14 protein-coding genes are annotated in these 17,315 nt (G+C 61.2%); 9 read left to right on the top strand and 5 right to left on the bottom strand.

Features of this window, described 5'->3' with window-relative positions; translation table 11 throughout:
• The first annotated feature begins 178 nt into the window (after nucleotides 1-178).
• Nucleotides 179-316: a hypothetical protein gene (locus AUK77_RS18945; RefSeq protein ID WP_363079396.1), complete on the top strand. Its 138-nt coding sequence runs from the start codon at nucleotides 179-181 to the stop codon at nucleotides 314-316.
• Nucleotides 317-376: 60 nt separating this feature from the next.
• Here the strand turns inward: AUK77_RS18945 and AUK77_RS13880 are convergent, their stop codons facing one another.
• Entirely contained in the window at nucleotides 377-3,451 is a 3,075-nt protein-coding gene (locus AUK77_RS13880; protein ID WP_296130605.1) for an efflux RND transporter permease subunit, read from the bottom strand.
• A complete protein-coding gene (locus AUK77_RS13875) occupies nucleotides 3,452-4,546 on the bottom strand; it encodes an efflux RND transporter periplasmic adaptor subunit (RefSeq protein WP_296130603.1) in 1,095 nt (364 codons plus the stop codon). It abuts the gene before it with no gap.
• Between the two features lie 175 nt (nucleotides 4,547-4,721).
• Here AUK77_RS13875 and AUK77_RS13870 point away from each other — a divergent pair, with 175 nt between their 5' ends.
• The 6 genes from AUK77_RS13870 to AUK77_RS13845 all read left to right on the top strand — a co-directional run bounded on the left by AUK77_RS13870 (nucleotide 4,722) and on the right by AUK77_RS13845 (nucleotide 12,758).
• On the top strand, nucleotides 4,722-6,470 hold the full coding sequence (locus tag AUK77_RS13870) for an ATP-binding protein (RefSeq protein ID WP_296130601.1): 1,749 nt from the start codon (nucleotides 4,722-4,724) through the stop codon (nucleotides 6,468-6,470).
• A gap of 182 nt (nucleotides 6,471-6,652) precedes the next feature.
• Entirely contained in the window at nucleotides 6,653-8,005 is a 1,353-nt protein-coding gene (locus AUK77_RS13865) for a sigma-54 dependent transcriptional regulator (protein WP_296130599.1), read from the top strand.
• A 458-nt stretch (nucleotides 8,006-8,463) separates the two neighbouring features.
• Nucleotides 8,464-9,417, top strand: a complete 954-nt coding sequence (locus AUK77_RS13860) for a TAXI family TRAP transporter solute-binding subunit (RefSeq protein ID WP_296130597.1) — start codon at nucleotides 8,464-8,466, stop codon at nucleotides 9,415-9,417.
• 155 nt (nucleotides 9,418-9,572) lie between these two features.
• The gene (locus tag AUK77_RS13855) at nucleotides 9,573-11,600 is read left to right on the top strand and encodes a TRAP transporter permease (RefSeq protein ID WP_296130596.1); all 2,028 of its coding nucleotides are present in this window, start codon (nucleotides 9,573-9,575) and stop codon (nucleotides 11,598-11,600) included.
• Nucleotides 11,597-12,019, top strand: a complete 423-nt coding sequence (locus tag AUK77_RS13850) for a DUF1850 domain-containing protein (RefSeq protein WP_296130594.1) — start codon at nucleotides 11,597-11,599, stop codon at nucleotides 12,017-12,019. Before AUK77_RS13855 ends, AUK77_RS13850 begins: the two co-directional genes overlap by 4 nt.
• A gap of 250 nt (nucleotides 12,020-12,269) precedes the next feature.
• Nucleotides 12,270-12,758 carry a GNAT family N-acetyltransferase gene (locus AUK77_RS13845; protein WP_296130592.1) on the top strand — a complete coding sequence of 163 codons (489 nt, stop codon included), beginning with the start codon at nucleotides 12,270-12,272 and terminating at the stop codon, nucleotides 12,756-12,758.
• Nucleotides 12,759-12,762: 4 nt separating this feature from the next.
• Here AUK77_RS13845 and AUK77_RS13840 read toward each other — a convergent pair whose 3' ends face one another.
• Entirely contained in the window at nucleotides 12,763-13,512 is a 750-nt protein-coding gene (locus tag AUK77_RS13840) for a transporter substrate-binding domain-containing protein (protein WP_296130590.1), read from the bottom strand.
• A 338-nt stretch (nucleotides 13,513-13,850) separates the two neighbouring features.
• On the opposite strand from AUK77_RS13840, the gene AUK77_RS13835 reads away from it, so the two are divergent.
• Nucleotides 13,851-14,414, top strand: a complete 564-nt coding sequence (locus AUK77_RS13835; RefSeq protein WP_296130589.1) for a LemA family protein — start codon at nucleotides 13,851-13,853, stop codon at nucleotides 14,412-14,414.
• Nucleotide 14,415: 1 nt separating this feature from the next.
• Nucleotides 14,416-16,344, top strand: a complete 1,929-nt coding sequence (locus AUK77_RS13830) for a DUF2207 domain-containing protein (RefSeq protein WP_296130587.1) — start codon at nucleotides 14,416-14,418, stop codon at nucleotides 16,342-16,344.
• A 182-nt stretch (nucleotides 16,345-16,526) separates the two neighbouring features.
• On the opposite strand, the gene AUK77_RS13825 is transcribed toward AUK77_RS13830, so the two are convergent.
• Both AUK77_RS13825 and AUK77_RS13820 read right to left on the bottom strand, forming a co-directional pair.
• Entirely contained in the window at nucleotides 16,527-16,763 is a 237-nt protein-coding gene (locus AUK77_RS13825) for a hypothetical protein (protein WP_296130586.1), read from the bottom strand.
• A complete protein-coding gene (locus AUK77_RS13820) occupies nucleotides 16,763-17,233 on the bottom strand; it encodes a GNAT family N-acetyltransferase (RefSeq protein ID WP_296130585.1) in 471 nt (156 codons plus the stop codon). Before AUK77_RS13820 ends, AUK77_RS13825 begins: the two co-directional genes overlap by 1 nt.
• Nucleotides 17,234-17,315: the final 82 nt, after the last annotated feature.

Genomic DNA, 17,315 nt, shown 5'->3' with positions numbered 1-17,315 from the left:
GCAGAATTGAAATAAGTCATTGTTTTAAATGGATTTTTGCAGGAATTGCTACGTTGCAGGGTCCTGTAGTTAGGATGACACTTTATTTTCCTCCCACAATATCAAAGCCAGGCAGGCTGCGGGGGTACAATTTGACACCCACGTCATCGTCAATCCGGGCAATACCTGCGAATGGATCGTGCTATTCAAAAAGGACGCCGGAACGAGCTTTTTTCTGGTTGATGAACAGGAACAAGTGGACACCTTCGCTGACCTGAATCAGCTGGTGGATGAACTGCGCCTGCTGGGAATCAAGAGCGTCGAATTGAGCTGTTAAGCCCGACCAGAAAAGCCCCCGAACCTCCGGTATTAGCCTGAGGTTCGGGGGTTTTGTGTTTTAGGCTGAGGCTGTCGCCGCGTCGGGTTTGCCAATGCCGTAGAACATGCAATACAGCACCGGCAGCACCACCAGGGTCAGCAGGGTGGCGAAGCCCAGGCCGAACATGATCACCACGGCCATGCTTTGGAAGAAGGCATCGGCGAGCAGCGGGCTCATGCCCAGAATGGTGGTCAGGGCCGCCATGGACACCGGGCGCACGCGGCTGATGGAGGCTTCTTCAACCGCTTGCAGGGCATCCTTGCCACTGGCCAGCTGCAGCTGGATTTCATCGACCAGGACAATGCCGTTTTTCACCAGCATGCCGCTCAGGCTGAGCAAGCCCAACAAGGCCATAAAGCCAAAAGGAATACCGGTGATTAAAAAGCCCAGGGTCACACCGATCATTGCCAGGGGCACCGTCAGCCAGATCACCGTGGCGCGTTTGAACGAGTCAAACAGCAAAATGGTGATCATAAACATCGCCAGAAAACCCAGCGGCAAGCTGCCAAATACCGCACTTTGTGCGTCGCGGGAGCTTTCGTATTCGCCGCCCCATTCCAGGCTGTAGCCTTCCGGTAGAGGAATAGCTTCGATCTCCGGGCGGATACGGCCGAACAGCTGAGCGGCAGTTTCGCCGCTGAGCAGCGCTGGGTCGGCTTGTACCGTGAGGGTGCGTTTGCGGTTCAAACGCATGATCAGCGGGTCTTCCCATTCGGTGGTAAAGCCCAGCAGCACCTGCTCAATCGGCAGGTAACCGCCACGGGCGTTGCTCCACACCTGCAGGTCGTTGAGGCTGTCGGCATTCAGGCGCTCGTTGTCCGGCGTGCGCGCGATGATCGGCAACAGCTGCGTGCCTTCGCGGTACAGGCCCACGGTCATGCCCGAGAAGCTCATGCGCAGCAGGTCATCCAGTTCGCTTTTATCCACACCCAGCTCGCGTGCGCGGGCCTCGGCAAATTGCGGGCGGATCAGCTTGGTGCGCTCGTGCCAGTCGTGCGTCACGGCGTTGGCGACCGGGTCCTGGCGCATACGGCGGATGGCTTCACTGCCCAGCTGGCGCAGCACCTCGGGGTCGGGGCCGCTGAAGCGGGCTTCGATCTTGCTGTCGTTGCCGGGGCCAAGCATCAGTTGCTTGAACTTGGGTTTGATCTGCGGGTACTGCTCGGCCACATGCTGTTCAAGTTGGTTGATCAGCGGTTCGATGCGCGCCAACTCGTCGGTACGCACCAGCAACTGGGCATAGTTGGGGTACTGCTTTTGCGGTGAGTAGGTCAGGATAAAGCGCAGCGCGCCCTGGCCGATGGTGCTACTGACGGCGGTTACACCTTCCTGCTCCAAAACATGCTGGTCTAGTTCGGCCACCAATTGCTCGGTGTAGCGGATGTCCGTGCCTTGCGGCAGCCACAGGTCGATAAAGAACATCGGCGTGTTGGACGGCGGGAAGAAGCTCTGCCGTACGTTGCCGAAACCGGCAATGGCCACCACCAGCAGCACGCTCAGCAGGCCCAGTGTCAGGCGACGGTGGTGCAGGGCGAAGTCGAGCAGGGCGCGGTAGGCGGTGAAAATCACCCCGCCGTAAGGGTCGCCCTGGCTCTGGCCGGTCAGCGTCTGGTTGTCACGGAAGAACAGGCTGGCGAAGAACGGCGTCAGGGTGATGGCCGTGACCCAACTGAGCAGCAGGGAAATCATCAACACTTGGAACAGCGACAGGCAGAACTCACCCGTGGAGTCATCGGACAGGCCGATGGGGGCGAAGGCGATGATCGCAATCAGGGTGGCCCCGAGCAGCGGCAGGTTGGTCTGCTTGACGATGGCCCGCGCGGCTTGCAGCGTGGTTTGCCCGCGTTGACGGCCAACCAGAATGCCCTCGACCACGACAATGGCGTTGTCCACCAGCATGCCGAGGGCTATCACCAGCGCGCCGAGGGAGATGCGTTGCAGTTCAATCCCCAGCATGCGCATGAAGATAAAGCTGCCTAGCACGGTAAGGGCCAGGATCAGGCCGATCAGCAGGCCGCTGCGCATGCCCATAAACACCAGCAGCACGACAATCACGATGACCACAGAGGCGACGAAGTTGATCACGAAGCCCTGCACCGAAGAATCAACCTCGGCGGCTTGGTCGTAAAACACCTGCAACTGCATGCCGGCCGGGCGCTGGTTGTCCAGTTCGGCCAGGCGCGCATTCACCGCCGCACCGACATCGACCACGTTGACCTTGGGTGCAAAGGCAATACCCAGGGTCAGTGCATCCTGGCCGTTCATGCGGTAGAGGTTGCCCGGGGTTTCGCTGAAGCCACGGCTGACCTGGGCAATGTCGCCCAGGGTGACCTGTTGTGAGCTGCCGGGATCGCTGATGATCAGCCGCTCCAGCTCGCGCACATCCTGAAATTCTCCGGTGGGGTGCAGGCGGATAGACTCGCTGCCCACCAGAATTCGCCCAGCATTGGACACCACGTTTTGCTGGCTCAAGACCTGCGCCAGGCGCTGCGGTGCGATACCCAAGGCGCTCATCTTGCTGCGGGAGATTTCCACCTGCACCTGTTCCTGGCGCGCGCCGGCCAGTGTCACTTTGCCCACACCGGGTAGCAACACCAGTTCACGCCGCAGGTAGTCGGCAAAATCTCGCAGCTCCTGGGCGCTGTAGCCCTTGCCGGTGACCAGCAGGAAGAAACCGAAGACATCACTGAAATCGTCGCGCACCTGCGGTGGGTTCACCCCCGGTGGCAGGTGGGGTTGCAGGTCGTTGATCTTGCGCCGCAGCTCATCCCAGATTTGGGGGATTTCTTCAGATTTGATTTGGCTGTGCAGCTCCAGGCTGATTTGCGAGAGCCCGGCGCTGGAGATTGAGGTGATTTTTTTGATTGAGGGCAGCTGCTGGATGGCGTTTTCCAGCGGGTAGCTGACTTCCTCTTCCACCTGCTGCGGCGAGGCGCCGGGGTAGCTGGTGATAACCATGGCGTTTTTCAGGGTGAAGGAAGGGTCTTCCAGACGGCCGATGCCGAGAAAGGCCATCAAACCGCCAATGCCCAAGACCAGCGTGACCAGCCAGCTGGTGACCCGACGCTGGATAAAATAACCGGCGATATCCATTTACAGTCCCCGCTCGCGTACCCAGGGACGAACGGCCTGGCCTTCTTCCAGCTCAGCGCCGCCAACGGCAACAATCTGCTCACCGGGCGTCAACCCGCTCAACACTTCGATGCCATTGCGGGTCAGTTGGCCAACCTCAACGGGGCGCGCAGTGACAGTCATGCCATCCTCTACCGCGTTCACCACCCATACCTGCTTGGCGGTAGCCGGCCCGTTGTCGGGGCTGAATACCGCCTCGACGGGAACCAAAATGCGCGTATCGGGGTTGCGCACAATTTGTGCGAAGTCGACTTTAACGGTGGCGCTCATGCCCGGTAGTAGGTTGAGTTCCGGCGGGCGTGGAATCGACAGGGTGACTTGATAGGTCAGGGTCTTCGGGTCCGGCTGGGTGCTGTGTTCTTTGTACACCGCCTCAAACTCACGGCCTGGCAGGCTGTCGAGGGTCACGCTGGGGTGATAATCGGGATTTTCTTCGCGGCCACGCAGGTTGGTCAGCAGGTTTTCCGGCAACTGGAACAGCACATCCAGCATGTCGCCGCTTTGCAGTGTGGCGATGGGCTGTTTGGCCTGCACCACCTGGAAGTTATCCACATAAGTGCTGGCCACCACACCATCAAAAGGCGCGAGGATTTGCGTGTAATCCTGCTCTTGGCGCGCCAGGTTGAGCGCTGCCCGTGCCGAATCCAGGGTGGCTTTGCGCTGGTCGTACTCGGCGCGCGAAATCATCTGCCGTTCATAGAGTTTGGCGATGCGCTGGAACTGCGCGTTGGCTAGGTCATAACTGGCTTGGCGGTCACGTACGCGCAGGCGCTGGTCGGTGTCTTCGATGCTGGCGATCAGCTGGCCGCGTTTCACCTGCTGGCCTTGCAGCACGTTGAGGGTCTTCAACTGCCCGCCGATGCGGAACGACAGTTCGGCCTCGTTGGTGGCTTTCAGCCGAGCCGGAAATTCCCGCAGGCGCTGGCCAGCGGGATCGTCCACGGTGAACAGTTTGACCAGGCGCGGTGCCTGCTCCTGAGGTGGGCTGGGCTGATCACAGGCGGTCAGCAGCAGGCTGGCAGGCAAGCACAGCAGAAGCAGAGGGCGAAAACTCAAGATGGCTATCCCTAACGTCAAATGGAGATGGAAATCGGGGGTTGGGCTTTAGCCCAGGCGAAAGAGTTTAGGTGCATCCCGTGCTGATCTCCATGCGCGGAATCAATGTCCGGGCCAGCACGCGTAGCCGCCGGCATGACGTACCATGGGGATTTTCAGATTGGGATAGCGTTTTATGAACGATGCCCAGCGTCGCTGTCAGGTCACCCTGATCGTCCTGCTGATCCTGCTCGGGTTGCTGGCGAGCACCTGGCTGGCCGGGCGTTACGCCGAGCAGCGTGCCTGGCAGGATCGCAGTGTCGAGGCGCGGGGGCAGTTGCAGCTGTATGCACAATCGATCCACACCCTGGTTGAGCGCTTTCGCTCGGTGCCCGAGGTGCTGGCGCTGGACAGCGATATCCGTGCGTTGTTGAGCACGCCGGATGATCATCTGTTACGGCGTCAGCTCAACCTGCGGTTGGAGCAACTCAACACGGCGGCGGGGTCCAATGTGCTGTACCTGCTGGATGCTCAGGGCGAAACCCTGGTGGCGAGTAACTGGCGCGACTGGAGCAGTTTTGTCGGCAACAACTACGCCTTCCGCCCGTATTTTCAGGATGCCGTACGTCAGTCATCGGGGCGTTATTTTGCGGTAGGCGTGACCACCGGCATCCCCGGTTATTTCCTCTCCCATGCCGTGCGCGACGACAACGGCGTGGTGCTGGGCGTGCTGGTGGTCAAGCTGGAGCTGGAAGAGCTACAGCGCGAATGGGCCGGGCAATCCGGCGTATTTTTGGTGGCGGACAGTCATTCGGTGGTGATTCTCAGCAACCGCCCGGCGTGGCGCTTTCTGGCCCTGAGGCCCTTGAGCGAAAGCCAGCGTGCCGAGTTGGTCAACGAGCGCAAATACGCCGAACAAGCCCTGCAACCGCTGGTCAGCAGCTTGCGCCGACAGATCGACAGCGACAGTCAGTGGCGTTGGGTGCAGGGCCCGGACGGCCCGCGCGATTACCTCTGGCAGCAGCAGCGTTTGCAGGATGAAGACTGGACCCTGCACTTGCTGCACGAGCCGAAAAATCTGCTCGACAGCGTGCGCAGCTACCGCCTGGCCGCCGCCGGGCTGTGGATGACCCTGGCGTTCCTGCTGCTCTACCTGGCCCAGCGGCGCAAGACGCAACGCTTGCAGGCGGGCATTCGTGAACGCCTGGAGCAGGAAGTGGTGTTGCGTACGGCTGAATTGCGCGAAGCGCAGGAAGGCTTGGTGCACGCGGCGAAGATGGCCGCACTCGGGCAGATGTCGGCCGCCATGGCCCATGAGATCAACCAGCCGCTGACCGCCATGCAGATGCAACTGGGCAGCCTGCGCCTGTTGCTCGACAGCGGTCGGCAAGACGATGTGCGCGAAGGGCTGCAGCGTATCGACGCGCTGCTGCAACGCATCGCCGGGCTCACCGGCCACCTGAAAACCTTCGCCCGTAAAAGCCCGGCGGGGCTAAGCGAGCGCCTGCGTTTGAGCGATGTGCTGGAGCAAGCGCTGCAGTTGTTGGCCCCGCGCCTGCGCAGTGAACAGGTGCAGTTGCACAGCGAGATCGACCCACAGGTGCGGGTGCTGGGCGATGCGATTCGCCTGGAGCAAGTGCTGCTCAATCTGCTCAACAACGCGCTGGATGCCATGGCGTCTGCCGAATCGCGGCAACTGCAGATCCGCATCGAGCGTCAGGGCGAATACGCGGTGCTGAGCATTGCCGACAGCGGTGGCGGAATCGCTACTGACGCACTCGGCCGTGTATTTGAACCGTTCTTCACCACCAAACCGGTGGGTGCTGGATTGGGCTTGGGTTTGGCGGTGTCCTACGGCATCGTCCGCGAGCTGGGCGGCAGCTTGGACGCGGCCAATGGCGAGCAGGGCGCGGTGTTTACCCTGCGCTTGCCGGTCGCGCCTTAACTCATGTGGGTGGGGTTTTAGTCGCGAAGTAGGTATGTCTTTGTCGCTGCTAAAGCGGAGTGCCGCCCAGCACCTCCCACTAGGCTGTGTGCTGTCTTCAGAGGGTGATCGCCACAGGCGTATTGTTTTCCCCGATTCCTTCCGGGCTACACTGCCCGCCGATTTAAAGCAGGGGAGATGCCATGAGCGGGCACGTAATAGTCGTCGATGATGAAGCCGCCATCCGTGAGGCGTTGCAGCAGTGGCTGGAGCTGTCTGGCTTCAGCGTGCTCAGCTGTGCCACGGCCGAGGCGGCGCTGGCGCTGGTCGACCGTGATTACCCCGGCATCCTCATCAGCGATGTGCGCATGCCTGGCACCGATGGCCTGCAGTTGCTCGACAGTGTGCTGGAGCGTGACCGCGACCTGCCGGTGATTCTGATTACCGGGCATGGCGATGTGCCGATGGCGGTGCAGGCGCTGCGCCAGGGCGCGTATGACTTTATCGAAAAGCCCTTTACCCCCGAACGTGTGCTGGACAGCGTGCGCCGTGCGTTGGATAAGCGCCGTCTGGTCTGTGAGAACCGTCAGCTGCGCCAACAGTTCGCTCTCAAGGACCATATCGAGTCGCAGCTGCTGGGTGTGTCCAAACCGATGGAAACCCTGCGCCGACAGATTCTCGAACTGGCCGGCACCTCGGTGAATATCCTCCTGCGCGGCGACACCGGCAGCGGCAAGGAGCGGGTTGCCCGTTGCCTGCATGATTTCAGCAACCGCGCCGGCAAGCCCTTTGTCGCGCTCAACTGCGCGGCGATTCCCGAGCACCTGTTTGAGAGCGAGTTGTTCGGCCACGAAAGCGGCGCGTTTACCGGTGCACAGGGCAAACGCATTGGCCGTATCGAACACGCCGACGGCGGCACGCTGTTTCTCGATGAGGTGGAGAGTCTGCCGTTGGCCCAGCAGGTCAAACTGCTGCGCGTGCTGCAGGAGAAAACCCTGGAGCGGCTCGGTTCCAACCGCAGCATTCAGGTCGATCTGCGGGTGATCAGCGCGGTCAAGCCGGACCTGCTCGATGAGGTCAAGGCTGGGCGTTTCCGTGAAGATCTGTACTACCGGCTGAATGTCGCCACGTTACGCATTCCGCCGCTGCGCGAACGCCGCGAAGACATTGCCTTGCTGTTTGAACACTTCGCCCAGCAGGCGGCGCAACGCCACGCACGTGAGATGCCAGCGCTGACGCCGACGCAGTTGACTCAACTGCTGGGGCACGACTGGCCGGGCAACGTGCGTGAGCTGATTAACGCTGCTGAACGCCATGCCTTGGGCTTGAGTGGCGACATGCAGCCTGGCGAGGGGTTGCCCGTGCAATCGCTGGCGGAGCAGATGGAAGCCTTCGAAGCGCAGTGCCTGCACCGTGCCTTGCAGCATTGTCAGGGCAACATCACTGAGGTGATGGCGCTGCTGCAACTGCCCCGCCGCACCCTCAACGAAAAGATGCAGCGCCACGGCCTGCTACGCAGCCGCTATCGGCCAGCCGGCAGCAGCGACGAAGAGTGATGCCCGTAGCCCGGATGTAATCCGGGAACGTCGTTATGGCCGGTGCCTTTGTCCCGGATTGCATCCGGGCTACGCTGTTTCTATAGGCGGAATTTCGCTTATCCAGGTTTTTCCAGCAGCGGATTTCCGCTGGTTCAACCCTGCAGGTGGTTCATCACCCTCAGCGTAAAGGCTCTAGCACGGGCTTTTCTATCGCTGGCACGGCACCTGCTATAGCCCTTGTCAGCCAGGCACTCGATTGCCCGGCAGCCTATAAGAAAGACAAGAGGTGAACCCCATGCACTGCCCAGCCCCATCCGCGCGTTTGTCGCGCAGTCCCTCTCTTGTACGCACCGCTTGCCCGTGCGTGAGCTTCGGCTCCTTTCTGCTTGCTCGTTAGCCATGCGTACCGCGCCATGTCGGCGCACTGCGCGGCGTCAACCTTTGCATAAAGCCATAACAACGACGGAGTTTCTTCCATGCGAATGACCAAACGTTTCAGCCTGTTTGCGGCAGCTGCCGCCCTGACCGCGAGCACTGCGGTACTTGCCGCGCCGACCTTTATCAACGTGCTGACCGGTGGCACCAGCGGTGTGTATTACCCCATCGGCGTGGCTCTGTCGCAGCTCTACGGCAGCGGCATCGACGGCGCCAAAACGTCGGTGCAAGCCACCAAGGCCTCGGTGGAAAACCTCAACCTGCTCGAAGCCGGTCGCGGCGAGTTGGCCTTTGCCTTGGGTGATTCGGTCACCGATGCCTGGAATGGCGTGGAAGACGCCGGCTTCAAAGCGCCGCTGAAAAAACTGCGGGCGATTGCCGGTACCTACCCGAACTACATCCAGATCGTTGCCAGCAAGGAGTCCGGCATCACCACCCTGGCGGATCTGAAAGGCAAGCGCATCTCCGTAGGCGCGCCGAAGTCCGGTACCGAGCTGAACGCCCGCGCCATCTTCAAGGCCGCCGGCCTGAGCTATGAAGACATGGGCAAAGTGGAGTTTCTGCCTTACGCCGAGTCGGTTGAGCTGATCAAGAACCGTCAGCTGGATGCCACCCTGCAGTCCTCGGGCCTGGGCATGGCGGCGATTCGCGACTTGGCCGCGACCCTGCCGATCACCTTCGTCGCGATCCCGGCGGACATCACCGCGAAGATCGACAACGCGGCGTATCAGGCGGCCTTGATTCCGGCCGGCACCTACGACGGCCAGGACAGCGAAGTACCAACCGTGGCCATCAACAACATCCTGGTCAGCCATGACGGCGTGTCCGATGAAGTGGCCTATCAGATGACCAAACTGATGTTCGACAACCTTGAGCGCCTGGGCAACGCCCACTCGGCGGCCAAGGACATCAAGCTGGCAGGCGCTGCCAAAGACCTGCCGATCCCGCTGCATCCGGGTGCTGAGCGCTTTTACAAAGAAGCCGGCGCGCTGTAAGGCTGCTGAAGGGTTTCAGGTGTAGGTTGGCGCTGTGCGCAGCGCCAACCTCTCCGGACACGAGCTAGAGCTGCGAATAAAACCGGCGTGCAGAACACGGCAGGTTTTGTTGGCGACTCTTGTGCCATCGATGTTGTAACGAGGGTGTGACCTTCATGAGTGAGCAAAACCAAGGCCTCGCCGGCAGTCCGAGCGATTGGCCGAAAGCGCTGTTTTATGTGGCGCTGTTGTTTTCCGTTTTCCAGATCATCACCGCGGCGTTCCACCCGGTATCCAGCCAGATTCTGCGTGCCGTGCATGTGGGCTTTCTGCTGTTGGTGGTGTTTCTCTGTTTTCCCGCCCGTGGCAAAGAGCAGCCCTGGCAGCCGATGGCCTGGCTGTTGGGCCTGGCCGGTATGGCCACGGCGTTTTACCAGTGGTACTTCGAAGCGGATTTGATCCAGCGTTCCGGTGACCTGACCCAGAGCGACATGGTGGTTGGCCTGGTGCTGATCGTGCTGGTGTTCGAAGCTGCGCGGCGGGTGATGGGCATTGCTTTGCCGATCATCTGTGCACTGTTTTTGGCCTACGGCCTGTTCGGCCAGTACCTGCCGGGCGACCTGATGCACCGTGGCTACGCCATCGACCAGATCGTCAACCAGTTGGCTTTCGGCACCGAAGGGCTGTACGGCACGCCGACCTACGTATCGGCCACCTACATCTTCCTGTTTATCCTGTTCGGCGCGTTCCTCGAGCAGGCCGGGATGATCAAGCTGTTCACCGATTTCGCCATGGGCCTGTTCGGCCACAAACTCGGCGGCCCGGCCAAGGTGTCGGTGGTGTCGTCGGCACTGATGGGCACCATCACCGGTTCTGGCGTGGCCAACGTGGTCACCACCGGCCAGTTCACCATCCCGCTGATGAAGCGCTTCGGCTACAAGCCAGCGTTTGCTGGCGGCGTTGAAGCCACTGCGTCGATGGGCAGCCAGATCATGCCGCCGATCATGGGTGCCGTGGCCTTTATCATGGCTGAGACCATCAACGTGCCGTTCTTCGAGGTGGCCAAGGCCGCGTTGATTCCGGCGTTGCTGTACTTCGGCTCGGTGTTCTGGATGGTTCACCTGGAGGCCAAGCGTGCCAACCTGCGCGGCCTGCCGAAGGAGGAATGCCCGAACCCCTGGGCGGCGGTTAAGCAGCGCTGGTACTTGCTGATTCCGCTGTTCATTTTGGTTTATCTGCTGTTCTCCGGGCGTACGCCGCTGTTCTCCGGCATGGTCGGTCTGGCGCTGACTGCCATTGTGATTCTCGGCTCGGCGATCGTTCTGCGGGTGTCGTCCAAGGTCATGCGCTTTGCTTTCTGGATCGCCTTGGGCGTGCTCTGCGCCGGCTTCTTCCAGCTCGGCATCGGCGTGGTGTTTGGCGTCGTCGCGCTGTTGGTGGCGGTGTGCTGGTTTATCAAAGGCGGGCGCGACACCCTGTTGATCTGCCTGCACGCGCTGGTGGAAGGTGCACGGCATGCGGTGCCGGTGGGCATTGCCTGTGCGTTGGTAGGGGTGATTATCGGTGTGGTCTCGCTGACCGGGGTGGCTTCCACCTTCGCCGGTTATATCCTCGCCATCGGCCAGGACAACCTGTTCCTCTCGCTGGTGCTGACCATGCTCACCTGCCTGGTGCTGGGCATGGGCATCCCGACCATCCCCAACTACATCATCACCAGCTCGATTGCCGCGCCGGCGTTGCTGGAGCTGGGCGTGCCGCTGATCGTCTCGCATATGTTCGTGTTCTATTTCGGCATCATGGCCGACCTCACGCCGCCAGTGGCGCTGGCCTGCTTCGCCGCCGCGCCGATTGCCAAGGAGAGCGGGCTGAAGATCAGCCTGTGGGCTGTGCGTATCGCCGTGGCCGGGTTCGTGGTGCCCTTTATGGCGGTATACGAACCGGCGCTGATGTTGCAGGGCGATAGCCTGCTGGCAACCCTGTATGTGGTAGCCAAGGCGCTGCTGGCTATTGGCATTTGGGGTGCGGCGTTTACCGGCTACCTGCAGGCTAAATTGAGCTGGTGGGAGCGCGCGCTGGCCTTCGGCGCGGGTGTCAGTCTGATTATGGCCACGCCCATGAGTGACGAGATCGGCTTCGCCCTTGCGGCGTTGTTTATCGGCCAGCACTTTTGGCGTGCCCGTCATGCTCAGGTGGCTACGGCGTGATTGGCCTGTGTCTGGGCCTGGCAGGGGCGGTATGGGCAGAAGTGCCCACGCCCAGCTTTACCCTGGCCTGGACGCACACCATTGAGAAGGTTCGTTGGGAAGAGGATTACCGTGTGACGCCTGAGGGGTTGCTCCTCGGCGAAGCGCGGGTCAAGGGTTCCGGTGCCGGTATGGAAATTCCAGACGGCGCCGAACTGCGCGAGGGCAGCTGGCATTACCAGCGTCAGCTACCACCCTTGCAACCACTGCGTTTGGGGCGAACCCCCGAGGCAGGGGATTATCAACTGTGTTTCAACCAGCGTTGCCACTCGATGAGTGAATGGCTCGGCCCGCCACAAGCGACCCAGCCAGCGTTGGAACTCTGGAGCTGTGAGCAACGCTCCCCGGCCGCTGCGGCGGCAGGCCCGGATGGCGCTTAAGGCATCGTCTGCTCCCAAGGCCACAAGCCCTGGCGTAAAAGAGGAGAACCCCCATTTGGCTTAGCCGGTGGGGGTTTTGTTCATATGTAGGTTGGTGTTGAGCGCAGCGAAGCCCAACTGAACCGTTTCGATAGCACTCTGTAGGAGCCAGCTTGCAGTGGTTCGGCACTCCGATGATCCTTGCAGAGCTAAAGCATCGCCAGCAAGCTGGCTCCTACAATCTGCGGGCACTCCAACAAGCAGGAAGCCGATGAGCACCATCACCTATTACCTGGCCATGCAGCACCCCGAGCAGTTGCGCGCCAAGCCGCTGCCGGTCGAGCTGAGCGTGGTCGAATGCCAGCACAAGCAATTCCAGCTCAACCGTTTTCTCTATCAGTTGGTCGGCGAGCCCTGGCAGTGGACCGACAAACTCAGCTGGACCGACGCGCAGTGGCGCGAGTTGATCGAGCAGCCCCATCACCGCACTTGGGTGGCTTATCACCAAGGCGCCATCGTCGGTTATTACGAGTTGCTGCGTGATGCGGATGGCGCGGTGGAGATTCTCTATTTCGGCCTGGCTGAGGCGTTTTTCGGTCAGGGCTTTGGTGGCCCGCTGCTGACTCACGCGCTGCAATCCGCCTGGGCCTGGCCGGGTACCACGCGCGTGTGGGTGCACACCTGCAGCCTCGATCACCCCAGCGCGCTGGCTAACTATCAGGCGCGCGGCATGGCTGTGTACCGCGAAGAGTCGGCTTAAATCCTCAGCGGTTTTGCAGGGGATCGCGGATGCCGTGACGGTCTTTCAGGGCTTGGACCAAGGCGGCCTGGCTGGTGAGGAACGCGTCGAACTGCTCAATCACCTGTGGGTGTTTGATGCTCGACAGCAGGTAGTGGTCGTCCTGGTAGGCCAGTGAGCGGTCAAATACCAAGGCGCTTTCCTCTGGACTGTTACGCAGGCGGTATTTGACCACTTGCGGGTTGAGGTATACGCCGTCCACCCGGTCGTTGAGTGCCATGGCTACTAGTGAGTCGATCTGGTTGGCCTGAACCAGCAAAATCCGCCCGGCTTTGATGTCGTCCAGATACGGCCACGGGGTAAATCCGCGCTGAGTGCCCAGGCGCTTCAGGCTGTCCTTTCCGGCACCCAGACGCTGCGGTTTAACCAGCACCCCATCAATCGAAGGCGCGGTGGCCTGGCTGAAATACACCTGATGCGCCTGCTTGAGATCGGCATTCCAGCGTGGATGGTCGGGGTATTTGAAGTCCACCTTGCCGTTGAGGAAATCGCTCAGTAAGCGCCGCACCGGCAGTGGCTGATAAACAAAGACATAACCTTGGTGCGCGGCAAAGGCATCCAGCAGTTCACGGCCATAGCCCTGATATTGGCCGTCCTGCACATCGGAGTAGGGCATATAGGGCTGCAGTTCCACGCCAATCCGGAAAGTTTCGGCATGCGCTTGCGCTAAAAGCGTAAGCCACAGGCCTACCAGCAAAGGCATTAGACGTCTCATGGTTGGCAATCCGTGCGGTGACGTTGGGGGGCAGGTCTTTACGATAGCGAAAGGCCCTGCCCCGTGTTAGCCCCCTGAGCGACTTATCTGACGTATTGAGCAGGAAATCCTTTAGGACAGTAGTTTGGTTCGGCCCGCACCTTCAGTGGCCGATGCGGATTAATCGCCAAAGCGTGAAAAAGAGCGTTTTGCTCAACGCTAATGACCGATTTTCTGACTCATAATCGCTTAACCGACACAGTGCTTTGGCAGCTTAATGCCTTCGTATAAGCACTATTCGGCCCATACGTCGTGACGCGCAGGCCGCTGAGGGTAAGCGGGCGATTCAAGGAGTGGTGATGGAAGGGACAGGATTCGCGTGGCTGCTTGCGCTGTTGGCCTTGGCCGCGCTGGTGATTTATTACTACAACCGGCTGGTGTTCAACCGTGCGCGGGTGGCTGAGGCGTGGAGCGGGATTGATGTGCAGCTCAAGCGCCGGGCCAGTTTGATTCCGGCGCTGGTCGAGTGTGTGCGGCAGTACATGCATTACGAGCAGGACGCGTTGCAAGCCGTGGTGCAGGAGCGTCAGCGCGCGGTGCAATTGGCGGACTCGCCGCTGGGGCAGCGTGCGCCGGTGGAGGCGCATCTCGGCACGCAATTGCGTCAGCTGTTTGCTTTGGTTGAGGATTACCCGGCGCTCAAGGCCGACGGTCAGTTTCTTGACCTGCAACGCACCCTGACAGATGTCGAAAACCACATTCAGATGGCCCGGCGTTATTACAACGGCGCGGTGCGCGAGCTGAATGTGCGGGTCGAGTCGGTGCCGAGCAATCTGGTTGCGCGGGCGTTTGCCTTTGCCCCGGCCGACTACTTCAGCCTGGATGACCCGCGCGACGCTCAGTCGCCCAACATGGAGTTTTAAGATGCACGGATGGCAGCGCGGTCTATTGCTGTGCCTGTGTCTGCTGTCGCCCCTGGCGATGGCGGCTGAGGTGATCGAGAACTTTGCCGTGCGCCTGCAGGTGCAGCGTGACGGCAACCTGCTGGTGACTGAACGCATCACCGTGCAGGCCGAGGGCGAGCAGATCAAACGCGGCATCTACCGTGATCTGCCGGTGCGTTACACCTTGCCCACGGGGCTGCAGCAGAGCAGCCCGATCATCTTGCTCGATGCCTTGCGTGACGGCCAGACGGAACGCGTGCGCCTTGAGCAGAACGGTACGTGGGTGCGTTATTACCTCGGTTCGGCTGATCGCTTGCTGCAACCGGGGCGTTATGAATACGAATTGCGCTACCAGGTTGAGCGGTCGTTGCTGCACCACAGCACCACTGACGAGCTGTATTGGAACGTCACCGGCAATGGATGGGGCTTCCCGATTCAGCAGGCTTCAGTTGAGGTGCAACTGCCGTCGGGTGCGCGCATGGGCCAGTTTGCCGCGTATACCGGTGGCTGGGGCAGCCGCGACAAGGCCTACGAGGTGCAGGAGCAGCGCGACGATTACCTGCGCCTGGCCAGCACGCAGCCATTGCCGGCGTATCAGGGGCTGACCGTGGCGGTGGACTGGCCGGCGGGTTTGGTCACGCGGCCCGATTTTGCAGAACGCAGCGGCGCGTTGCTGCGCGATAACCTGGGCCTGTTCCTCGGTGCGCTGGTCTGGGTAGGGCTGCTGCTCTTCTACCTGCGCGCCTGGAAGCGTGTCGGCCGCGACCCGCAAAAGGGCGTGATCATCGCTCTGTTTGAGCCCCCTAAGGGCATGCGCCCGGTGCAGGCTGGTTACCTCTGGTATCGCGGTTTCAAAGGCTATTTTCAGGAGGCGCGGGCGTTTAGCGTCTGGCTTACCGACATGGCCATTCGCAAGCACCTGCATATCGAAGACATGCGCCACGGCGGCGGCTTTAACCTAGCCCGTGGCACGGGCGCTAAAGCTGACCTCAGCGATGCGGATCGTGCCTTACGTAAACGCCTGTTCCCGGCCAACAAGGAGGGCATCGCACTGAGCATTGGCAGTGGTTACGAGCCGCGTCTGGCCGATGCAGTGGTCGGCCTAAAAAGTCAGCTGGAGGCCGAGGGTAAGGCTTGGTTCAGCCACAACCGAGGCCTTTGGGCGCTGGGTTTGATCGGGGCGATGGTTGGCTGCCTGTTGATGGTGTTGCTGGAGGCGCGCAACCCGGACGATCTGGCCACCGGCTTAGCGGGTGTGCTGTTTTCTCTGGGCTTTGGTGTGCCGTCGCTGGTGGTGCTGTACATGGCGTGGCACCAAGCCACCCTGTCCAAGCAGGTGGGGCTTGGGTTTGTTGGGCTGATGTTTATCTGGCCTGGGGTTGTTGGGGCTTGGATGCTGGTGACGGTGGTGTCCGCCTCAACCCTGCTGCTGCTCGCGGCCTATGTGGTAGTGGTGGCGGTGTTCTTCGTTTTGCTGCCAGCACCAACGCCGCTGGGACAGCAACTGCTGGACCAACTGGAAGGCTATCGCGACTACCTGCAACTGGGTGAACGCGAAGCCCTGGAGCGCGCCGCTAATTTGCCGGCCATGAGCATCGCCCTGTACGAGCAACACCTGCCTTATGCCATGGCCCTCGGTGTGGAAGAAAAGTGGAGCGCCCGTTTCAGCGCGGCTCTGGCCAACGGCTTGATCTATCCGGCGCAGGCGGACTACCAGCCCGAGTGGTACCACAGCCGCAGCCCCTACAGCTCACCGCTGGCCATGAGCAGCGCGCTGGCCGCCGGCCTCAGCAGCGCCACGGCACTGGCGTCGTCACCGCCCGCGAGCAGTTCGTCAGGTGGTGGCGGCTCATCCGGTGGGGGCTCCTCGGGCGGAGGTGGTGGCGGCGGAGGCGGCGGTGGCTGGTAAAGCGCTTTCGTGAGAGGGGCTTTCGGCTCGGGCATCCTGCTTCGCAATCCACAGGGATGTGGTGAATGCCGCAAGCAGGCCGGGAGTCGGCGCGGCGCTAACTCCTGCATCCATGCCGTCGTGGCCGCGATTAACGGCAATCGCGGCTAAAGCCCCTCCCACACATCATGATCTGCGCAAGGTTAAGGCTTGCGGGTTTCCTGCAGCTTTGCCAACAAGGCTTCGCCCTGCGCTTTTTGCTCGGCTTCGCTGAGCCGCGGGTTTTCCAGCAGGCTGTCGAGTTGATCGATCAGCTCGCTCTGCCGGTTGATCCGCTCATCGATCTTTTCCAGTTTGCGCTGGTTGTGCCAGCTCCACACTGCGAGGGCGCAGGCGGCCAGCACCACGGCGGCCAGGACAATCAGGGTCAAAGTGTTCATCACAGCTCCAGGGTTTTGCGCATCAGCATGCGCGGCAAGTTAACAGTGCCGCGCGTCACCGTCTGTGCCTGCTGCACAGAAAATCCCTGACCGGCAAAAAACGCCTGGGCCACTAGGCTGGCTTCGGTAAACAGCTCGCGCACACCCGCCGCGCGCAAGCGTTGCTCGGCAGCGGCATACAAGGCGCTGGCCACACCCTGGCGGGCATAAGCGGGCGCGCAGTACAGCAGGTCGATATGACCATCCAGGCTAAAGCCGATAAAACCGGCGATAGTCTGGTCTTCTTCTGCGATAAACAGCTCAAGTGACGCCAAACGTGTTTGCCAGGTGGGCATGTCCGCAACCTCGGAAGACCAGGCCTGACGCTGCACTGCGTCGTAATGCTGAGTGGCCAACTGGCTGACCGAGGCCTGAAACAGCGCGACGGTGGCGGGCAGGTCGTGAGGTTGGAAGGGCCGCAGATGGATCATAGGGGGCGGCGCCTCTGTAGTTGTGAATGCTCGGCATTGTCAGTGTGCGGCGGGGCATTGCTCAAGGTGATTGAGTCGCTCT

The organism is Pseudomonas sp. Ga0074129, from assembly GCA_001465025.1.
Lineage (GTDB): Bacteria > Pseudomonadota > Gammaproteobacteria > Pseudomonadales > Pseudomonadaceae > Aquipseudomonas.
Note: the sequence above shows the minus strand (reverse complement) of the source record. Positions and strands in the feature narration are given on the sequence as shown.